At 73.8% G+C, this 16,449-nt stretch carries 14 protein-coding genes; 2 read left to right on the top strand and 12 right to left on the bottom strand.

Going from position 1 to position 16,449, the window contains the following annotated elements:
* Positions 1-120 precede the first annotated feature (120 nt).
* Positions 121-1,293, top strand: coding sequence for a PQQ-dependent sugar dehydrogenase (locus AC07DA_RS06365; protein WP_479125118.1), 1,173 nt, complete (start codon positions 121-123; stop codon positions 1,291-1,293).
* 52 nt (positions 1,294-1,345) lie between these two features.
* On the opposite strand, the gene AC07DA_RS06360 is transcribed toward AC07DA_RS06365, so the two are convergent.
* The 7 genes from AC07DA_RS06360 to AC07DA_RS06330 all read right to left on the bottom strand — a co-directional run bounded on the left by AC07DA_RS06360 (position 1,346) and on the right by AC07DA_RS06330 (position 9,198).
* On the bottom strand, positions 1,346-1,531 hold the full coding sequence (locus tag AC07DA_RS06360; protein ID WP_479125116.1) for a DUF6191 domain-containing protein: 186 nt from the start codon (positions 1,529-1,531) through the stop codon (positions 1,346-1,348).
* Between the two features lie 50 nt (positions 1,532-1,581).
* Positions 1,582-4,656 carry a helix-turn-helix transcriptional regulator gene (locus tag AC07DA_RS06355; RefSeq protein WP_479125426.1) on the bottom strand — a complete coding sequence of 1,025 codons (3,075 nt, stop codon included), beginning with the start codon at positions 4,654-4,656 and terminating at the stop codon, positions 1,582-1,584.
* 287 nt (positions 4,657-4,943) lie between these two features.
* Complete coding sequence (locus tag AC07DA_RS06350) at positions 4,944-5,129, bottom strand: hypothetical protein (RefSeq protein WP_479125114.1); 186 nt, start codon at positions 5,127-5,129, stop codon at positions 4,944-4,946.
* A gap of 200 nt (positions 5,130-5,329) precedes the next feature.
* The gene (locus AC07DA_RS06345; RefSeq protein WP_479125112.1) at positions 5,330-5,869 is read right to left on the bottom strand and encodes a hypothetical protein; all 540 of its coding nucleotides are present in this window, start codon (positions 5,867-5,869) and stop codon (positions 5,330-5,332) included.
* Positions 5,870-5,904: 35 nt separating this feature from the next.
* The gene (locus AC07DA_RS06340) at positions 5,905-6,477 is read right to left on the bottom strand and encodes a GNAT family N-acetyltransferase (RefSeq protein ID WP_479125110.1); all 573 of its coding nucleotides are present in this window, start codon (positions 6,475-6,477) and stop codon (positions 5,905-5,907) included.
* Positions 6,455-8,701, bottom strand: a complete 2,247-nt coding sequence (locus AC07DA_RS06335; protein ID WP_479125109.1) for an MMPL family transporter — start codon at positions 8,699-8,701, stop codon at positions 6,455-6,457. The genes AC07DA_RS06340 and AC07DA_RS06335 overlap by 23 nt, the downstream gene beginning before the upstream one ends.
* Before the next feature lie 164 nt (positions 8,702-8,865).
* Complete coding sequence (locus tag AC07DA_RS06330) at positions 8,866-9,198, bottom strand: hypothetical protein (RefSeq protein ID WP_479125107.1); 333 nt, start codon at positions 9,196-9,198, stop codon at positions 8,866-8,868.
* Positions 9,199-9,388: 190 nt separating this feature from the next.
* On the opposite strand from AC07DA_RS06330, the gene AC07DA_RS06325 reads away from it, so the two are divergent.
* A complete protein-coding gene (locus AC07DA_RS06325) occupies positions 9,389-10,192 on the top strand; it encodes an SAM-dependent methyltransferase (RefSeq protein WP_479125105.1) in 804 nt (267 codons plus the stop codon).
* Positions 10,193-10,255: 63 nt separating this feature from the next.
* Here the strand turns inward: AC07DA_RS06325 and gatB are convergent, their stop codons facing one another.
* The 5 genes from gatB to AC07DA_RS06300 form a co-directional block, all read right to left on the bottom strand.
* Positions 10,256-11,770 carry an Asp-tRNA(Asn)/Glu-tRNA(Gln) amidotransferase subunit GatB gene (gatB, locus tag AC07DA_RS06320; RefSeq protein WP_479125103.1) on the bottom strand — a complete coding sequence of 505 codons (1,515 nt, stop codon included), beginning with the start codon at positions 11,768-11,770 and terminating at the stop codon, positions 10,256-10,258.
* 15 nt (positions 11,771-11,785) lie between these two features.
* Positions 11,786-12,025, bottom strand: coding sequence for a hypothetical protein (locus tag AC07DA_RS06315; RefSeq protein WP_086601598.1), 240 nt, complete (start codon positions 12,023-12,025; stop codon positions 11,786-11,788).
* Positions 12,022-13,515: an Asp-tRNA(Asn)/Glu-tRNA(Gln) amidotransferase subunit GatA gene (gatA, locus tag AC07DA_RS06310; RefSeq protein WP_479125101.1), complete on the bottom strand. Its 1,494-nt coding sequence runs from the start codon at positions 13,513-13,515 to the stop codon at positions 12,022-12,024. The genes AC07DA_RS06315 and gatA overlap by 4 nt, the downstream gene beginning before the upstream one ends.
* A 6-nt stretch (positions 13,516-13,521) precedes the next feature.
* Positions 13,522-13,818: an Asp-tRNA(Asn)/Glu-tRNA(Gln) amidotransferase subunit GatC gene (gene gatC, locus AC07DA_RS06305; RefSeq protein WP_031117542.1), complete on the bottom strand. Its 297-nt coding sequence runs from the start codon at positions 13,816-13,818 to the stop codon at positions 13,522-13,524.
* 213 nt (positions 13,819-14,031) lie between these two features.
* The gene (locus AC07DA_RS06300; protein ID WP_479125099.1) at positions 14,032-16,335 is read right to left on the bottom strand and encodes a putative bifunctional diguanylate cyclase/phosphodiesterase; all 2,304 of its coding nucleotides are present in this window, start codon (positions 16,333-16,335) and stop codon (positions 14,032-14,034) included.
* Positions 16,336-16,449: the final 114 nt, after the last annotated feature.

The raw sequence follows: 16,449 nt of genomic DNA, 5'->3' as shown, positions 1-16,449 counted from the left end.
GACAACCGGCCCAGGCGATAAGGGGCAAACCCCCGGTTCCCGGTTCGACGTTGCGTGATCGGGAACCTGGGAGGCGCGAGCGGTGTATGACAGGGAGAACCCCGCCGCGTCGAAGGGACCATGATCGTGCGACGTCGAGCCGTCCCGGCCGTGTTGGCCGCCGCAGCGCTCCTGCTGACCGCCGGCTGCTCCTCCGGTGACGGGGGAGCATCCGATGCCGGTGCCAGCGCCTCACCGAGCCGCACGGCACCGGGCTCGTCCGCGCCACCGCGCCAGGCCGCCGGGGAGACACCCCCCGCCAAGGGCTCGGTCACGGTGGTCCGCACCGTCGCCGAGGGCCTCAAGTCCCCCTGGGGTCTCGCCCCGCTGCCGGGCGGCGGCCTGCTCGTCTCCTCCCGTGACGAGGGGACGATCGTCCGGGTCGACGACAGGACCGGCAGGAAGACGGAGCTGGGCGAGGTGCCCGGGGTCTCGGCGGCCGGCGAGGGCGGCCTGCTCGGCATCGCCCTCTCCCCCGACTTCGCCTCGGACCGCATGGTCTACGCGTACTTCACCTCGGCCGGCGACAACCGCGTGGTCCGCATGCTCTACGACGACCGCAAGCCCGCCGGCGAGCAGCTCGGCGCGCCCGACACGGTCTTCCGGGGCATCCCCAAGGGCTTCGTCCACAACGGCGGCCGGATCGCCTTCGGCCCGGACAGGATGCTGTACGTGGGCACGGGTGAGAGCGGCGACACCGGTCTGTCCCAGGACCGGGACTCCACGGGCGGCAAGATCCTGCGGCTGACCCCGGAGGGCGAACCGGCTCCCGGCAACCCGTTCTCCGGCTCGCCGGTGTACTCGTACGGCCACCGCAACGTGCAGGGTCTGGCCTGGGACGCCGAGCAGCGGCTGTTCGCCGCGGAGTTCGGGCAGGACACCTGGGACGAGCTCAACGCGATCAAGCCCGGCGCCAACTACGGCTGGCCGGAGGCGGAGGGGAAGTCGGACGACTCGGGGTTCCAGGACCCGGTGGCCCAGTGGTCCACCGCCGAGGCCTCCCCCAGCGGCATCGCCCACGCCGAGGGCTCGGTGTGGATGGCGGGCCTGCGCGGCAAGCGCCTGTGGCGCATCCCGCTGAACGGCACGGCGGCCTCGGCCGAGCCGCAGGCGTTCCTGGAGGGCGAGTACGGCCGGCTGCGCACGGTCGTCCCGGCGGGCGGTGACCGGCTGTGGCTCGTGACCAGCAACACGGACGGCCGGGGCGCCCCGGAGGACGGTGACGACCGGATCCTGGAGGTGCGCGTGAAGTGACGGCCCGGCCCCTGCGCTGTGCGGACCCGTGCGGCCCCCGCACCGTGGGGACCTAGGCCTCCTCGTCGTCCTCGGACTCGGCCGACGGGCGGACCACGACCTTTCCGGACGCCAGGTCTATCGGACCGCGTCCGGGGTCGGCGTCGCCGACGTCCTCGCGGGTCAGCTCCAGGCGCTTCTGCTCGTCGCGGGTGTGCTTGCGGCCGGGCGAGAACAGTTCCTCGAACATGTTGAACAACGGAGCCTCCCTGGGCCGCGACGCTCGCGACGTCCCTTCCAGCGTATGCCTCAGCCGGCCGGCCGGGAGGTGAGGGATTCCGCCGGGAACAGGCCCAGCCGGTGCGCCACCGCGGCCGCCTCGCCCCGGCCGGAGACGCCGAGTTTCGCGAGGATGTTGGAGACGTGGACGCTGGCGGTCTTCGGGGAGATGAACAGCTCCTGCGCGATCCGCCGGTTGGTGTGGCCGGCGGCGACCAGGCGCAGCACGTCCCGCTCCCGGCTGGTCAGGCCGAGGGCCTCGGCGGGGTCGGTGGCGGCCCGGGCCGGTTCGCGGGCGGGGGCCAGGGCGAGGCGGGCGCGCCGGGCGAGTGCGCCGGCGGCGTCGGCCAGGGGGCGGGCGCCCAGGTGGCCGGCGACGGTGTGGGCGAGGCGGAGCAGCTCCGTGGCGCGGTCGCGCTGGTCGTCACCGCCGCCCGTGAGCAGCGACTCGGCCAGGCGGAGGCGGACCCGGGCGAGGTCGTAGGGGCGCCCCAGGGGCTCGAAGGCGGTGACCACCTCCGACCAGACGTCCGGGGCGGCGCGCCCGGCGGCCCGGGCCAGTTCGGCCCGGACCCACCGCTCGTGGGCGAGCCAGACGGGGGCGTTCGTGGTGAGCCGCTTGACCGTGGCGAAGAGCTGGTCCAGGACGTCCTCACGGCCCTTCCGCGCGGCGGGCAGCCCGCGGGAATCCGCCTCGGCGGTGGCCGCCTGGAGCAGCAGCGGCCAGGCGTAGCGCTGGGTGCCGGGCGGGAAGCCGGAGCGCAGGGTGCGGGCGAGTTCGGCGCGGGCGTCGGCGAGACGTCCCTCGGCGACGGCGACCCCGAGGGTCAGGCAGGAGATCGGCAGGTCGTGCTGCGGCATCGGGTCGTGCGGGCCGTACGAGGCGCGGCTCTCGGCGAGGTGCCGGGCCGCCTCGGGCACGTGGCCGCGGGCGAGCGCGAGGAACGCGAGGATGTTGGCGCCGGCCCCGTGCGGTCCGGCCGACTGGCCGCGCCGCTGGGCGTTGGCGGCGGCCTCGGCGGCCTCGTCCCAGCGGCCGAGGGAGACCAGCGACTCGGCGAGGTTGCCCCAGACCCAGCCCTCGGCGTCCCGCAGGCCCATCTGGGAGGTGAGCCGCAGGCCCTCGCGCAGGACGGCCACGGCCTCCTCGGAACGGCCGACGCCTTCGAGGGCGGAGGGCAGGTTCACATGGCTGCGGCCCACGACCGGCGCCAGCCCGCGGGCCGCCACCTCGTCCTTCACCGCGTACATCTGCGCCAGCCCGGCCTCGATCTGTCCGGCGTCGACCATGAGTCCGCCCAGGGTGAGCCGGGCGTTGGACTCGATGGCGTCGGCGCCCACCATGCGCGCGTACTCCACGGCCCGCTCGGCGGCCGTGAGGGCGTCGGGGCCCGGCTCGTGCAGCATCGACCAGTGGGCGGCGGTGGCGAGCACCTCGGCGTGCACCTCGGACGGCGGCAGCCCGCGGACCAGGTCCTGCGCGGTGGCGATCTCCTTCCAGCCGTCGCCGCGGGCGAGCCCCTGCACCAGCCGGGAGCGCTGGATCCAGAACCAGGCGGCGCGCAGGGGTTCGTCCTCCTCGTCGAGCAGGCGCAGCGCCCGCTTGGTGATCTTCAGGGCGCGTTCCCGCTCCCCGCCGAGCCGTCCGGCCACGGCCGCCTCGGCCAGCAGGTCGAGGTGGCTCAGCGGGAGGCCGGCCGGGGCGGGGCCGCCGGGGGTCCCGTCCCGCCGTCCGGGCAGCGGGGGCGGATAGGCCTCGGCGTAGTCGACGGGGCGCAGGCTCCGGCGTACGGGGTCGGGGGCGGAGTCCCACAGCTCCATCGCCCGTTCCAGCAGCCGCAGTTGCTCGGAGTAGGCGTGGCGGCGGCGGGCCTCGACGGCGGCGTCCAGGACGGCGGGCAGCGCCTTGGCGGCGTCGTGGGCGTGGTACCAGTAGCTGGCCAGGCGGGTGGCCCGCTGGTCGGCGGGGACGAGGGTCGGGTCGGTCTCCAGGGCTTCGGCGTAACGGCGGTTGATCCGGGAGCGTTCGCCGGGGAGCAGGTCGTCGCTGACGGCCTCGCGGACCAGGGAGTGGCGGAAGCGGTAGCCGTCGCCGCCGGGCGCGGGGGTGAGGATGCCGGCGTTCACGGCGGCCCGCAGTGCCTCGATGAGGTCGTCCTCGGCGAGCCGGGCGACGGCGGCGAGGAGCCGGTACTCGACGGTGGAGCCGCCCTCGGCGACGGTCCGGGCGACCTGCTGGGCGGGCTCAGGCAGTCCCTCCACGCGGACGAGCAGCAGGTCCCGCAGGGAGTCCGTCAGGCCCGTGCGGCAGCCCTCGTGGGCGGCGACGGCGAGTTCCTCGACGAAGAAGGCGTTGCCGTCGGAGCGGGCGAAGATCGCGTCGACCTGGTCCGGGTCGGGTTCGTGGTCGAGGATGCCGGCGACCTGCAGGGACACCTCGTCACGGGTGAAGCGGGCGAGTTCCAGGCGGCGGACGGTGCGGAGCCGGTCCAGTTCGGCGAGCAGGGGCCGCAGCGGGTGGCGGCGGTGGATGTCGTCGGAGCGGTAGGTGGCCAGGACGACGAGGCGGCCGGTGCGCAGGGTGCGGAACAGGTAGGAGAGCAGGTGGCGGGTGGAGGCGTCCGACCAGTGCAGGTCCTCCAGGGCGAGGACGACGGTGTGCTCGGCGGCGACGCGCTCCAGCAGGCGCGCGGTCAGTTCGAAGAGGCGGGCCAGGCCGTCCTCGTCGTGCCGCCCGGGGCCCGACTCGCCCAGTTCCGGCAGCAGCCGGGCCAGTTCCTCCTCCTGTCCGGCGGCCGCGGCGGCCAGTTCGGCGGGCAGGGCGCGGCGCAGGGCCCGCAGGGCGGTGGAGAAGGGGGCGAAGGGCAGGCCGTCGGCACCGATCTCGACGCAGCCGCCGAGCGCGACCACCGCGCCGCGGCGGCGGGCGGCGCCGGTGAACTCCTCGACCAGCCGGGTCTTGCCGACGCCCGCCTCCCCGCCGATCAGCAGGGCCTGCGGTCCTCCCTCGCGGCAGCGTACGAGCGCGTCGTGCAGCGCGCCCAACTCCTCGGCGCGGCCGACGAACACGGGGCTGACGGACCTGGTCTCCACGGCCCCGAGCATCGCACGCGGGTCCGGCGGCACGGCACCGGTTTTCACGGCCCCGGCCGGTCCGCGGCCCGTGGCCGCCGCCGTCCGGGCGGGGCCCGGACCGGTCACGGCGCCCGGGTGACGGGCGAGGGCACCGGCCGCCGCGTCCGGAGCGGCCGGACCCGAACCGGCCACCGGCCCCGTACCGACGGCCCGCGCACCGGCCGCCGGCCCCGCACCGGGTGCCCGCCCGGCAGCGACGGAGGCCGCGGCTGCTGCCGCGGCCTCCGTCGCCCCACCGGCCGTTCCCGCTCCCCCGTTCACGCGGCCCGGGCCGAGCGCAACCGCCGGAAGCGGTGGGTATGGCTCTCGTGCTCCGCGGTTTCGTGGCCGGCTCCACGGCGGGCCTCGCGGCGGGCGCGGGCGGCCTCGCGGACGCGGCGCTCGTGGTCGGCCCGGCGGATGAGGTCGGCGGCGCGCAGCTGCTGGAATTCGTACTCGTACATGGCGTGTCCTCGGTGGGAGTCCGTCCCGGAGGGGTTCCTCCGCGATGCCTCCACCTTCGTCTGCCAGGCGGGGCCGCCACATCGGGAGAGTTCCGCATCTTGGCGGGCCGGTGGGGCCTTAGACACGCGTGAGGGGCCTCAGCGACTCCGTAAGGTGCTCACGGAGCGGCTAGGACCCCTCACCCGGGGCCCGCGGCGGATCAGCTCGCGGACGGCAGCCCGAGCAGGACGCCCGTGTACTTGAGGACGGCCAGGAACAGGCCGATGACGCCGAGCGCGACACCCGCCCAGGCGACCGACTTGATCCACGGGGCCTGGACACGGCCGGGCGTGCCGAAGGCGGGCCGGGCGAGCACCACGACGCCGACGACCAGCGCGGTCAGCGCGAACAGGCCGGCCCACAGGGCGGTGGCCTGCCAGGCGTCGCCGTAGACGGCCTGGATCTGCTTGGCCACGCCCGCGTCCTGCACGGTCTCCAGCTGGCCGATGAGGTTCTGCCGGGCGGACGCCACGGTGCCGACCCAGCTGCCGGTGAGCGAGACGACGCCCAGGGCGGCGGAGACCACGGCACCGGCGCCCTGGCCGACTCCCTGGGAGCCGCCCTCCTTGGTCCCGGCGGCCGGGGCCCCGGACGCGGTCACCTCGCCGGAGTCGGTGCTGTCGGACTCGGTGATGTCCACCGCCTTCTCGTCGGTCGTGGCCTCGGTGGCCTCGGTCTCGTCCACTGCGTTCGTTGCCATGTCTCGCACCGTAGGGTCGCTGTCTGAGAAGTCTCTTAATGATCGTCGTGACCGGCACGCGCGCGTGCCGCGCGCCACTCGGGCGCCAGCACGGACCAGACTTCGAGGTCGTGCCGTACGCCACCGTAGTGGTGGGCCGCGCGGCGCACGCCGTCGCGGGTCATGCCGAGCCGCCGCGCCACGTTCAGGCTCGGCTGGTTCCCGGAGGCGGCGACCCACTCGACGCGGTGGATGCCGCGCTGCTCGACGGCCCAGTCGATCAGCACGCGCATCGCGCGCGTGACGAGGCCCCGGCCGGTCCCGGCGGGCTCCAGCCAGCAGCCGACCTCGCAGGTGCCGTTCTCCGCGTCGAAGTTGAGGAACAGCACACCGCCGACCAGCGTCCCGTCCAGCCACAGGCCGTGCAGGGAGCCGGTGTCCGCGGCCCGCATGTCGGCGTAGAGCCGGAGCTTGGCCCGGGCGGAGAGCAGGTCCGTCTCGGTCGTGCCGAACGGGATGTACCGTCCGATGAACTCCCGCCCCCGCTCCAGGTGCGCCAGGAACTCCCCGGCGTGCCAGGGTTCCAGGGGCCGCAGTTCCGCGCCGTCACCCAGGGATATCGCGTACATCCCGCTGCCGCTCCTCCTCCGCCAGGACGTCCGCCACCTCGGCGTCCGTCGCGGCGGCCAGCCTCTCATGCGCGGCCCGGCACTCGGGCGGTTCGATGCTGATCCGCGGCAGGCGCTCGTCGAGCCAGCGGGGCAGCCACCAGTTGGCGCCGCCGAGCAGGTGCATCAGGGCGGGGACCAGGAGCGTGCGCAGGACGAAGGCGTCCAGCGCGACGGCGGCCGCGAGGGCGATGCCGAACATGGCGATCACGCGGTCGCCGGTGAGCACGAAGGCGAGGAAGACGGAGATCATGATGACCGCCGCCGAGTTGATCACCCGGCTGGTCTCGGCGAGGCCGACGCGAACGGCCCGCCGGTTGTCGCCGGTCTCCAGCCACTCCTCGTACATGCGGCTCACCAGGAAGACCTGGTAGTCCATGGAGAGCCCGAAGAGCACCGACACCATGATCACGGGCAGGAAGGGTTCGATGGGTCCGGCGCTGCCGAGGCCGAGCAGTTCGCTGCCCCAGCCCCACTGGAAGATCGCGACGACCACGCCGAAGGCGCCGGCCACGGCGGCGACGTTCATCGCGGCGGCCTTCAGCGGGATGCCGATCGACCGGAAGGCCAGCAGGAGCAGCAGACAGCCCAGGCCGATCACCACTCCGACGAAGAGGGGCAGCTTGGAGACGATGACGTCGGCGAAGTCGTCGTAGCCGGCCGTCATGCCGCCGACCTGCACGTCGAGCGAGGTGCCGGACTCGGCGCGCGGCAGCACCTCCTCGCGCAGCCGGTCGACGAGGTCGCTGGTCCGCTGCGACTGCGGGGAGGAGTCGGGGACGACGGTCAGGTAGGCGGTGTGGCCGCCGGAGCCGAAGGTCACCGGTGTGACCGAGGCGACGCCGTCGGTGGCGCGCAGGGTGGCGTCGAGGTTGTCCAGGGCGAGCCTGTCGGCGGCCCCGTCGACCTCGGTGACCAGGGTGAGCGGGCCGTTCACGCCGGGTCCGAAGCCGTCGGCGAGCAGGTCGTAGGCCTGCCGGGTGGTGGCGGTCCGCGGGTCGTTGCCCTGGTCGGAGGTGCCCAGGTGCAGCGAGAGCGTGGGCAGCGCGAGAACGGCCATGACGACCAGGGCGACCGCGCCGAGCAGCTTCGGGTGGCGCTCCACGAAGGCCGACCAGCGGGCGGCGAACCCGGTGGGCAGCTCGGGCTGCGGCCCGTGCTCCGCCAGGCGGCGGCGCTCGCGGCGGCTGAGCGCGCGCATGCCGATGAGGGACAGCAGGGCGGGCAGCAGGGTCACGGAGGCCGCGACGGTCAGGACCACGGTCAGGCCGGCCGCTATCGCGACGCCGTTGAGGAAGCTCAGGCGGAGGATGAGCATGCCCAGCAGGGCGATGCAAACGGTGGCACCCGCGAAGACGACGGCCCGTCCCGTGGTCTGCACGGCGTTCGTGGCGGCCTCGGTGACGGACAGCCCGCGCTTCAGGCCGCGCCGGTGCCGGGTGACGATGAACAGCGCGTAGTCGATGCCGACGCCGAGCCCGATGAGCAGGCCCAGCATGGGGGCGAAGTCGGCGACGGTCATGGCGTGCCCGAGCAGCACGATCCCGGCGTAGGCGGTGCCGACGCCGACCAGGGCGGTGGCGATGGGCAGCAGCGAGGCGGCGAGCGAGCCGAAGGCGAGGAACAGCACGACCGCGGCGACGAGCACCCCGACGATCTCCGCCGTGTGCCCGCCGGAGGACTGGGTGAGCGCGACGGCGCTGCCGCCCAGCTCCACCTGGAGCCCGTCGGCCCGGGCGCTCCGGGCGGTGTCGACGACGGCCCGCGCCTCGCCCTCGTCGATGTCCTCGGCCTGGGCGTCGAAGGTCACCGTGGCGTAGGCGGTCCGCCCGTCCGGGCTGATCCGGCCCGTGCCCGGCCCGTCGTAGGGGCTGATGACCGAGGCCACGCCGGGCAGGTTCTCGATGCGGTCCAGGGTGCGGCTCATCGTCTGCTCGACGTCGGCGGCGCGGACGCTGCCGGACGCCGTGTGCCAGACGACGGTGTCGCCGTCGCCGCCGAGCTGCGGGAAGCCCTCGTGCAGCAGCTCGGTGGCACGGCCGGACTCGGTGCCGGGGACCTGGTAGTCGTTCGAGTACGTGGTGCCGGCGACGGCGGCGCCCGCGGCGACCCCCGCGAAGGCGAGGAGCCACAGCAGAACGGTGACCAGACGGCGTCGGACACACCAGCGTGCGAGGGCTGCCACGGAACGTGCTCCCAGAGTTACTTTTTGTGGATCTTTGACCGGGAACAGTCGTCCATGAACGGAACGGCCCGCAAAGAACGCATGAGCGATGCGCAGCCACTCTTACAGGCGAACGAGATCATTTGTCGGTTTCGTGGGCTTATTCACAGCGGCAGCGGTCGCGCTCAGTCGAACTGGTCCCCGAGCGCCATGACCATGACCCCGGCGATCAGCAGCCACAGCGCCCGCCGGGTGCGGCCCCGGGAGCCCAGGACGGCGGCGCCCGCGCACACGGCGGCGCCCGCGGCGTACGCGGCCGGGACGAGGGCGGGTGCGCAGCGGGTGAGCCGGAGCAGTGCGGCGGCCAGGCCCGCCAGGGCCAGGGCGGCACCGGTCCCGGCGGCGGTCCAGCGGGCCCGGCGGGCGTCTCGCGGCAGGTCCTCGGCGTCGTCCTGCTCGACGGCCGGCTCCGAGTCCGCTATCTCCGGGTCGGTGTCGGAATCAGCGCGTCCACTCATGGCCGAGACGGTAGCGCGTCGGACGGAAAAACCCCGTGCGGGGGCCGGACACCCGCTGCTAACGTCCGCGCGTCCGAGCAACACGCGCGGCATCCCGCCGCCCGGCCGAAGCAGGTGCGTTGTCTGACGGTCCGACCGAGCTCCTCCGCATCCCCTTTCTCCCGCAAGGACTCAAGGAGCCCGTTCACCGATGAAGGACCTCACGTCCCGGACCCCGGACGACCCCCTCGCTGACCGTGTGAGCCACCCCGGCTACCCGCGCAGCAACGGCTACGACGCCCGCTGGACCCTCGACAACCAGATGGGCCCGCACGCGCTGTGGCTGCTGGAATGGCTGGCCCCGGCCCTGGGGCCCGACACCCTGAGCCGCGGCTCGCGCGTGCTCGACCTGGGCTGCGGACGCGCCATGACGTCGGTCTTCCTGGCCAAGGAGTACGACGTCCAGGTCACCGCCGCCGACCTGTGGGTCAAGCCCGGCGAGAACGCCCGGCGCATCGCCGAGGCGGGCGTCGCCGACCGTGTGCTGCCCGTGCTCGCCGAGGCGCACGCCCTGCCGTTCGGCGAGCACACCTTCGACGCGATCGTCTCCGTCGACGCCTACCACTACTTCGGCACCGACGACCTGTACCTGCCCGAGCTGACGCGGCTGCTGAGGCCCGGCGGGCGGATCGGCGTCGTCGTACCGGCGCTGCGTGAGGAGATCGACGGCGTCGAGCCGCCGGAGCACCTGAAGCCGTACTGGGAGCCCGGGTTCTGGTCCTTCCACACGCCCGCCTGGTGGCGCCGCCACTGGGCCCGCAGCGGGGCGGTGGAGGTCGAGACCGCGGACTGGCTGGCGGACGGCTGGCGCGACTGGCTGCAGTGGAGCGAGGTCGTGGCCGACGAGCACACCGACGCCTGGCACGTCGAGATGGCCGGACGGTCGGCCCGGATGCTGCGCCTCGACCAGGGCCGCACGCTGGGCTTCGCGCGGATCGTGGGACGTCGCCCGTAAACGACGTGAGGGGGCCGCACCGGGTCGGACCGGTGCGGCCCCCTCTGTCACGTCCGGGCGGGCTCAGCCCTCGCTGACGCCGAGCTTCTCCAGGATCAGCTCCTTGACGCGCGCCGCGTCGGCCTGGCCCCGGGTCGCCTTCATGACCGCGCCGACCAGGGCGCCGGCCGCGGCCACCTTGCCGCCGCGGATCTTGTCCGCGATGGCCGGGTTGCCGGCGATGGCCTCCTCGACGGCGGTGGTGAGGGCGCCCTCGTCGGAGACGACCTTCAGACCGCGCTTGTCGACGACCTCGTCGGGGGTGCCCTCGCCTGCGAGGACGCCCTCGATGACCTGCCGGGCCAGCTTGTCGTTCAGGTCGCCCTTCGCGACGAGCTCGGTGACCCGGGCCACCTGCTGCGGCGTGATCGCCAGCTCGTCGAGCGCCCTGCCCGACTCGTTGGCGCTGCGGGCCAGCTCGCCCATCCACCACTTCCGGGCGGACGCCGCGTCGGCCCCGGCCTCGATGGTGGCGACGATCGGCTCCAGCGCGCCGGCGTTGAGGATCGCCTGCATGTCGGTGCCGGAGATGCCCCACTCCTCGCGCAGCCGGTTGCGGCGCACCAGCGGCAGCTCGGGCAGCGAGGCCCGGATCTCCTCGACCCACTCCCGCGAGGGCGCCACGGGGACGAGGTCGGGCTCCGGGAAGTACCGGTAGTCCTCGGCCTCCTCCTTCACGCGGCCCGAGGTCGTCGACCCGGTGTCCTCGTGGAAGTGCCGCGTCTCCTGCACGATCGTGCCGCCGGAGGAGAGCACGGCCGCGTGCCGCTGGATCTCGAAGCGGGCCGCGCGCTCCACGGACCGCAGCGAGTTGACGTTCTTGGTCTCCGAACGCGTGCCGAACTTCTCGGTGCCGTGCGGGCGCAGCGACAGGTTCACGTCGCAGCGCATCTGGCCCATCTCCATGCGGGCCTCGGACACGCCGAGCGCGCGGATGACCTCGCGCAGCTCGCGGACGTAGGCCCGCGCGACCTCGGGGGCCCGCTCGCCGGCGCCGGTGATCGGCTTGGTGACGATCTCGATGAGCGGGATGCCGGCGCGGTTGTAGTCCAGCAGGGAGTGCGAGGCGCCGTGGATGCGGCCGGTGGCACCGCCGACGTGGGTCGACTTGCCGGTGTCCTCCTCCATGTGGGCGCGCTCGATCTCCACGCGGAAGGTCTCGCCGTCCTCCAGCTGCACGTCGAGGTAGCCGTCGAAGGCGATCGGCTCGTCGTACTGAGAGGTCTGGAAGTTCTTCGGCATGTCCGGATAGAAGTAGTTCTTCCGGGCGAAGCGGCACCACTCGGCGATCTCGCAGTTCAGCGCGAGGCCGATCCTGATGGCGGACTCGACGCCGGTCGCGTTGACGACCGGCAGCGCGCCGGGCAGGCCGAGGCAGACCGGGCAGGTCTGCGTGTTGGCATCCTGGCCGAGGGCGGTCGAGCAGCCGCAGAACATCTTGGTCTTGGTGCCGAGTTCGACATGGACCTCGAGGCCCATGACGGGGTCGTACGACGCGAGTGCGTCCTCGTACGACACCAGGTCGGTCGTGGTGGTCACGGTGAAGGTTCCCTCTCAGCCCAGCAGGACGTCGTCGTCGCCCAGCCGCTTCAGCTCGCGGTAGAGAATGGCCAGGTTGGTGACGACCGCCGCTCCGGTGACGACGGCGTCGAGCAGCCGCAGCGTGTCGTTGTCCCCGCGGGCCTTCTTGATCTGCTTGTAGACACCGACGGCGCCGAACGCCGACGTGGCCATCGAGATGTACAGACCGGACTTGGAGCTCTTGAAGCCCTTGGCCTTGGACAGTGCGCTCACAGCGACGGAGCCTCCTCGATCAGCGGGTGGCCCCACTTTTCCACGAAGGCGGCCTCGACGGCGGCGCCCACCTTGTACAGGCGGTCGTCCTTCATGACGGGGGCGATGATCTGCAGACCGACCGGGAGGTTGTCCTCCGGGGCGAGGCCGCACGGCAGCGACATGGCCGCGTTGCCCGCCAGGTTGGTCGGGATGGTGCACAGGTCGGCGAGGTACATCGCCATCGGGTCGTCGGCGCGCTCGCCGATCGCGAAGGCGGTGGTCGGGGTCGTCGGGGAGACGATCACGTCGACCTGCTCGAACGCCTTGTCGAAGTCCTGCTTGATCAGCGTGCGGACCTTCTGGGCGCTGCCGTAGTAGGCGTCGTAGTAGCCGCTCGACAGGGCGTACGTGCCGAGCATGATGCGGCGCTTGACCTCGGGGCCGAAGCCCGCCTCACGGGTGAGCGAGGTGACCTCCTCGGCGGAGTGCGTGCCGTCGTCGCCGACGCGCAGGCCGTAGCGCAGTCCGTCGAAGCGGGCGAGGTTGGAGGAGCACTCCGAGGGCGCGATCAGGTAGTACGCCGACAGCGCCAGGTCGAAGGACGGGCAGTCCAGCTCGACGATCTCGGCGCCCAGTTCCCTGAGCAGCTCGACCGACTCGTCGAAGCGCTGGATGACGCCGGCCTGGTAGCCCTCGCCGCGGAACTGCTTGACGACACCCACGCGCATGCCCTCGACGCTGCCGTTGCGGGCGGCCTCGACGACCGGCGGGACCGGGGCGTCGATGGACGTCGAGTCGAGCGGGTCGTGCCCGGCGATGACCTCGTGCAGCAGGGCCGCGTCCAGGACCGTGCGGGCGCAGGGGCCGCCCTGGTCCAGGGAGGACGAGAAGGCGACCATGCCGTACCGGGAGACCGCGCCGTAGGTGGGCTTGACGCCGACCGTGCCGGTAACGGCGGCGGGCTGGCGGATGGAGCCGCCGGTGTCGGTGCCGATGGCCAGGGGCGCCATGTGCGCGGCGAGCGCGGCGGAGGAGCCGCCGCCGGAGCCGCCGGGGATCTTGGTGAGGTCCCAGGGGTTGCCGGTGGGGCCGTAGGCGCTGTTCTCGGTGGAGGAGCCCATGGCGAACTCGTCCATGTTGGTCTTGCCGAGGATGACCACGTCGGCGGCCTTCAGCCGCTTGGTGAGCGTCGCGTCGTAGGGCGGAATCCAGCCTTCGAGGATCTTCGAGCCGACGGTCGTCGGGATGCCCTCGGTGGTGAAGATGTCCTTCAGCGCGAGGGGGACGCCGGCCAGCGGGCCGAGCTTCTCGCCGCGCTCCCGCTTCTCGTCGACGGCACGCGCCTGGGCGAGGGCGCCCTCGCGGTCGACGTGCAGGAAGGCGTGCACCTTCTCGTCGACGGCCTCGATGCGGGCGAGGTGGGCCTCGGTGACCTCGACGGCCGTGAGCTCGCCGGAGGCGATCCTCGCGGCGGTCTCGGCGGCCGTGAGCTTGATGATGTCCGTCATGGCTTGTTAGTCCTCCCCCAGGATCTGCGGCACCTTGAAACGCTGCTGCTCCTGGGCCGGGGCGCCGGAGAGCGCCTGCTCGGGGGTGAGCGAGGGACGGACCTCGTCCGGGCGCATGACGTTCGTCAGCGGGAGCGGGTGCGAGGTCGGCGGTACGTCTTGGTCGGCGACCTCACTGACGCGGGCGACCGCGCCGATGATGTCGTCCAGCTGTCCCGCGAAGTGGTCGAGCTCTTCGGGCTTCAGCTCCAGACGCGCCAGCCGGGCGAGGTGGGCGACCTCCTCGCGCGTGATGCCAGGCATGCAGCGATCCTCTGGGGTGAGTGAATGTGGTTTGGCCTCATCCTATGGGGCGCCGGGCCGTGCCCGTGAAACGGTTTGCCGGCCCCCGCGGGCGGGCCCGGCCGCCGCGCCGCCGCTGCGCTCGCCGGCCGGGCCGGGGCCGCCGCCCGGACCGGGTCGCGGGGGCGTGACGGTGCTGTCCGGTGCCGGCGAACCCGGTCCGGACGACAGGCCCTAACCCACCCGGCCCGAGTCGTCCGCCGCGGCCGCCGGCAGCGCGGCGCGGGGGCGCTGCCAGCCGCGCGAGCCCCGCGCGCGCAGCCAGGCCGTGGTCTCCTCGGGCGGCATCGCGGCGGCGACCAGCCAGCCCTGCACGGCGTCGCAGCCGAGGTCGCGCAGGCGCTCCCAGGTCTCGTCGTCCTCGACGCCCTCGGCGACGACGAGCAGGCCGAGGGAGTGCGCCAGGTCGACCGTGCAGCGCACGATCTCCGCGTCCTCGTGGTCGAGCGCGAGCCGGGCCACGAACGAGCGGTCGATCTTCAGCTCGCTGACCGGCAGCCGGCGCAGGTGCACCAGGGAGGAGTAGCCCGTGCCGAAGTCGTCCAGGGACATCTTCACGCCGTGCCCGGTCAGCCCGTTGAGCGTGTCGGCGGCGCGCTGCGGGTCCTCCAGCAGGACGTGTTCCGTTATCTCCAGCTGGAGCGCTCCGGCGGGCACGCCGTGCCGGGCCAGCCGGGCGGCGACCGAGCCGGCGAAGCCGGGGGTGTGCACGTCACGTGGGGAGACGTTCACCGCGACCGGCACGAACAGGCCCTGGGCGCGCCAGCGGGCGACCTGGCCGAGCGCGGTCTCCAGGACGTACTCGGTGAGGTGGGGCATCAGGCCCGAGGACTCGGCGATCGCTATGAACTCGTCCGGCGGCACCCTGCCCCGCTCCGGGTGCACCCAGCGCACCAGGGCCTCCAGGCCCGCGACCTGTCCGTCGAAGCGGACCTTGGGCTGGTAGTGCAGGTGCACCTCGTGCGCGTCGAGCGCCCGGCGCAGGTCGCCGAGCAGACCGAGCCGGTCGGGGGTGTTGGAGTCGCGCTTGGACTCGTACACCTCGACGCCGGTGCGGTCCCGTTTGGCCTGGTACATCGCCACGTCCGCCCGGCGCAGCAGGCCTTCGGCGTCGAGGGCGTGGTCGGGGAAGACGGCCACTCCGGCGCTGGCCTCCAGGACCAGCGTGAGGCCGTCGAGGTCGAGCGGGGAGCTGAGGGCGGCGACCAGCTGGCGGGCGACCCGGGTCGCGGACGTCGTGGAGTCGGCGACCGGCAGTAAGACGGCGAACTCGTCCCCGCCGAGCCGCGCGGCCTCCGCACCGCGCGGCAGCGCCAGCCGCAGCCGGTCGGCGATCTGCAGCAGCAGCCGGTCACCGGCCAGATGACCGAGGGTGTCGTTGACCGACCGGAACCGGTCGAGGTCGATCAGCATCAGGGCGGCGCGGGCGTCGATCCGCTCGGCGTCGTCCAGCGCGGTCCAGATGCGCTCCAGCAGCCACTGGCGGTTGGGCAGCCCGGTGAGGGGGTCGCGCAGCTGCTCCTCCGCCCGGGCCCGGGCTATCCACAGGGTGGAGTCCAGGGCGATGAGGGGGATGGAGAACAGCGGCAGCAGGATCGGCTTGGCCACGGCCACCACGCACACCAGCGGCGCGATGCCGAGCAGCGCGACGGCGACCAGGCCCTGTCTGACCAGGGCGGTGCGGGCGACGGTGGGCAGACCGGGGCGCGGGGCGTGCAGGTACCACAGCAGGACGCGGGTGACGGCCAGGTAGGCGACGGCGACCAGGGCCACCTCGGGCCCGGTGGCGAGCGTCCAGGCGCCGGGGTCGGCGGGGGACTCGACGGACGGGACGGTCCCGAAGGCGGCGAGTACCAGGGCACCGGCGCCGATCCCGAGGAGGTCGACGGCCCCGTGCAGCACGCCTTGGCGCCAGCGGTTGCGGCGGGCTATGCCGACCAGCACGACGACCGTGAGGCTGACCATGCCGGCCGCGAGCCATCCGTAGAGCAGCAGGACGGCGAGGGTGAGGGCGGCGCCCGAGCCGGTGCCGCCCCACCACCGGGAGCGGCCGAGCATGACGAGGTGGCCGACGATGATGCCGGTCAGCAGGGCCAGCGCCCAGCCGGTCGTGCCGGACGGGAAGAGGGCGTGGCCGCCGGTGAAGGCGCGGTAGAAGCCGGCGCCCAGCACGAACCCGGCCGCGGCGACGATCGCGGCGGGCAGCGCGGGCCAGGACGGGTGCCGTTCGGTGTCCGCGTCCGGGCCGGCGCCGGTCAGTGCCGGCGGGTGCTCGCCGGCCGGCTGCGCGGTGCCGCGGCCGTCCGTCGCGGCGCGCCCGGCGGCGGCGCGTCCGTCCGCGGTGTACTGTCCGACGGCGCGCACCTCCGCGCCCGGACGCCCCGCCGGCCGTCCGGCCCCACGGACTGCGCGCCACGCGACCGCCATGCGGCGCAGGCGCAGCCGTGAGCCCGGCACGGCGCTCTCGGTCGGTTCCATTCCCGTCCCTCTCACAGCCGGCGGTGCCCACGCCCCGCGGCCCGGTGCCCGACAAACTCAACGGCCCGCGTTGGAAAACCCTTCCCCGCACTCCGCGCGAGCACGAAGATGCCC

It is taken from the genome of Streptomyces sp. NPDC044921 (assembly GCF_056432865.1).
This window is presented reverse-complemented; position numbering and strand designations above follow the sequence as displayed.

Coding starts and splice junctions, on each gene's coding strand:
- AC07DA_RS06365 (WP_479125118.1), top strand. CDS start 121: ATGATCGTGCGACGTCGAGCCGTCCCGGCCGTGTTGGCCGCCGCAGCG.
- AC07DA_RS06355 (WP_479125426.1), bottom strand. CDS start 4,656: ATGCTCGGGGCCGTGGAGACCAGGTCCGTCAGCCCCGTGTTCGTCGGC.
- AC07DA_RS06350 (WP_479125114.1), bottom strand. CDS start 5,129: ATGTACGAGTACGAATTCCAGCAGCTGCGCGCCGCCGACCTCATCCGC.
- AC07DA_RS06345 (WP_479125112.1), bottom strand. CDS start 5,869: ATGGCAACGAACGCAGTGGACGAGACCGAGGCCACCGAGGCCACGACC.
- AC07DA_RS06340 (WP_479125110.1), bottom strand. CDS start 6,477: ATGTACGCGATATCCCTGGGTGACGGCGCGGAACTGCGGCCCCTGGAA.
- AC07DA_RS06330 (WP_479125107.1), bottom strand. CDS start 9,198: ATGAGTGGACGCGCTGATTCCGACACCGACCCGGAGATAGCGGACTCG.
- AC07DA_RS06325 (WP_479125105.1), top strand. CDS start 9,389: ATGAAGGACCTCACGTCCCGGACCCCGGACGACCCCCTCGCTGACCGT.
- gatA (WP_479125101.1), bottom strand. CDS start 13,515: ATGACGGACATCATCAAGCTCACGGCCGCCGAGACCGCCGCGAGGATC.
- gatC (WP_031117542.1), bottom strand. CDS start 13,818: ATGCCTGGCATCACGCGCGAGGAGGTCGCCCACCTCGCCCGGCTGGCG.
- AC07DA_RS06300 (WP_479125099.1), bottom strand. CDS start 16,335: ATGGAACCGACCGAGAGCGCCGTGCCGGGCTCACGGCTGCGCCTGCGC.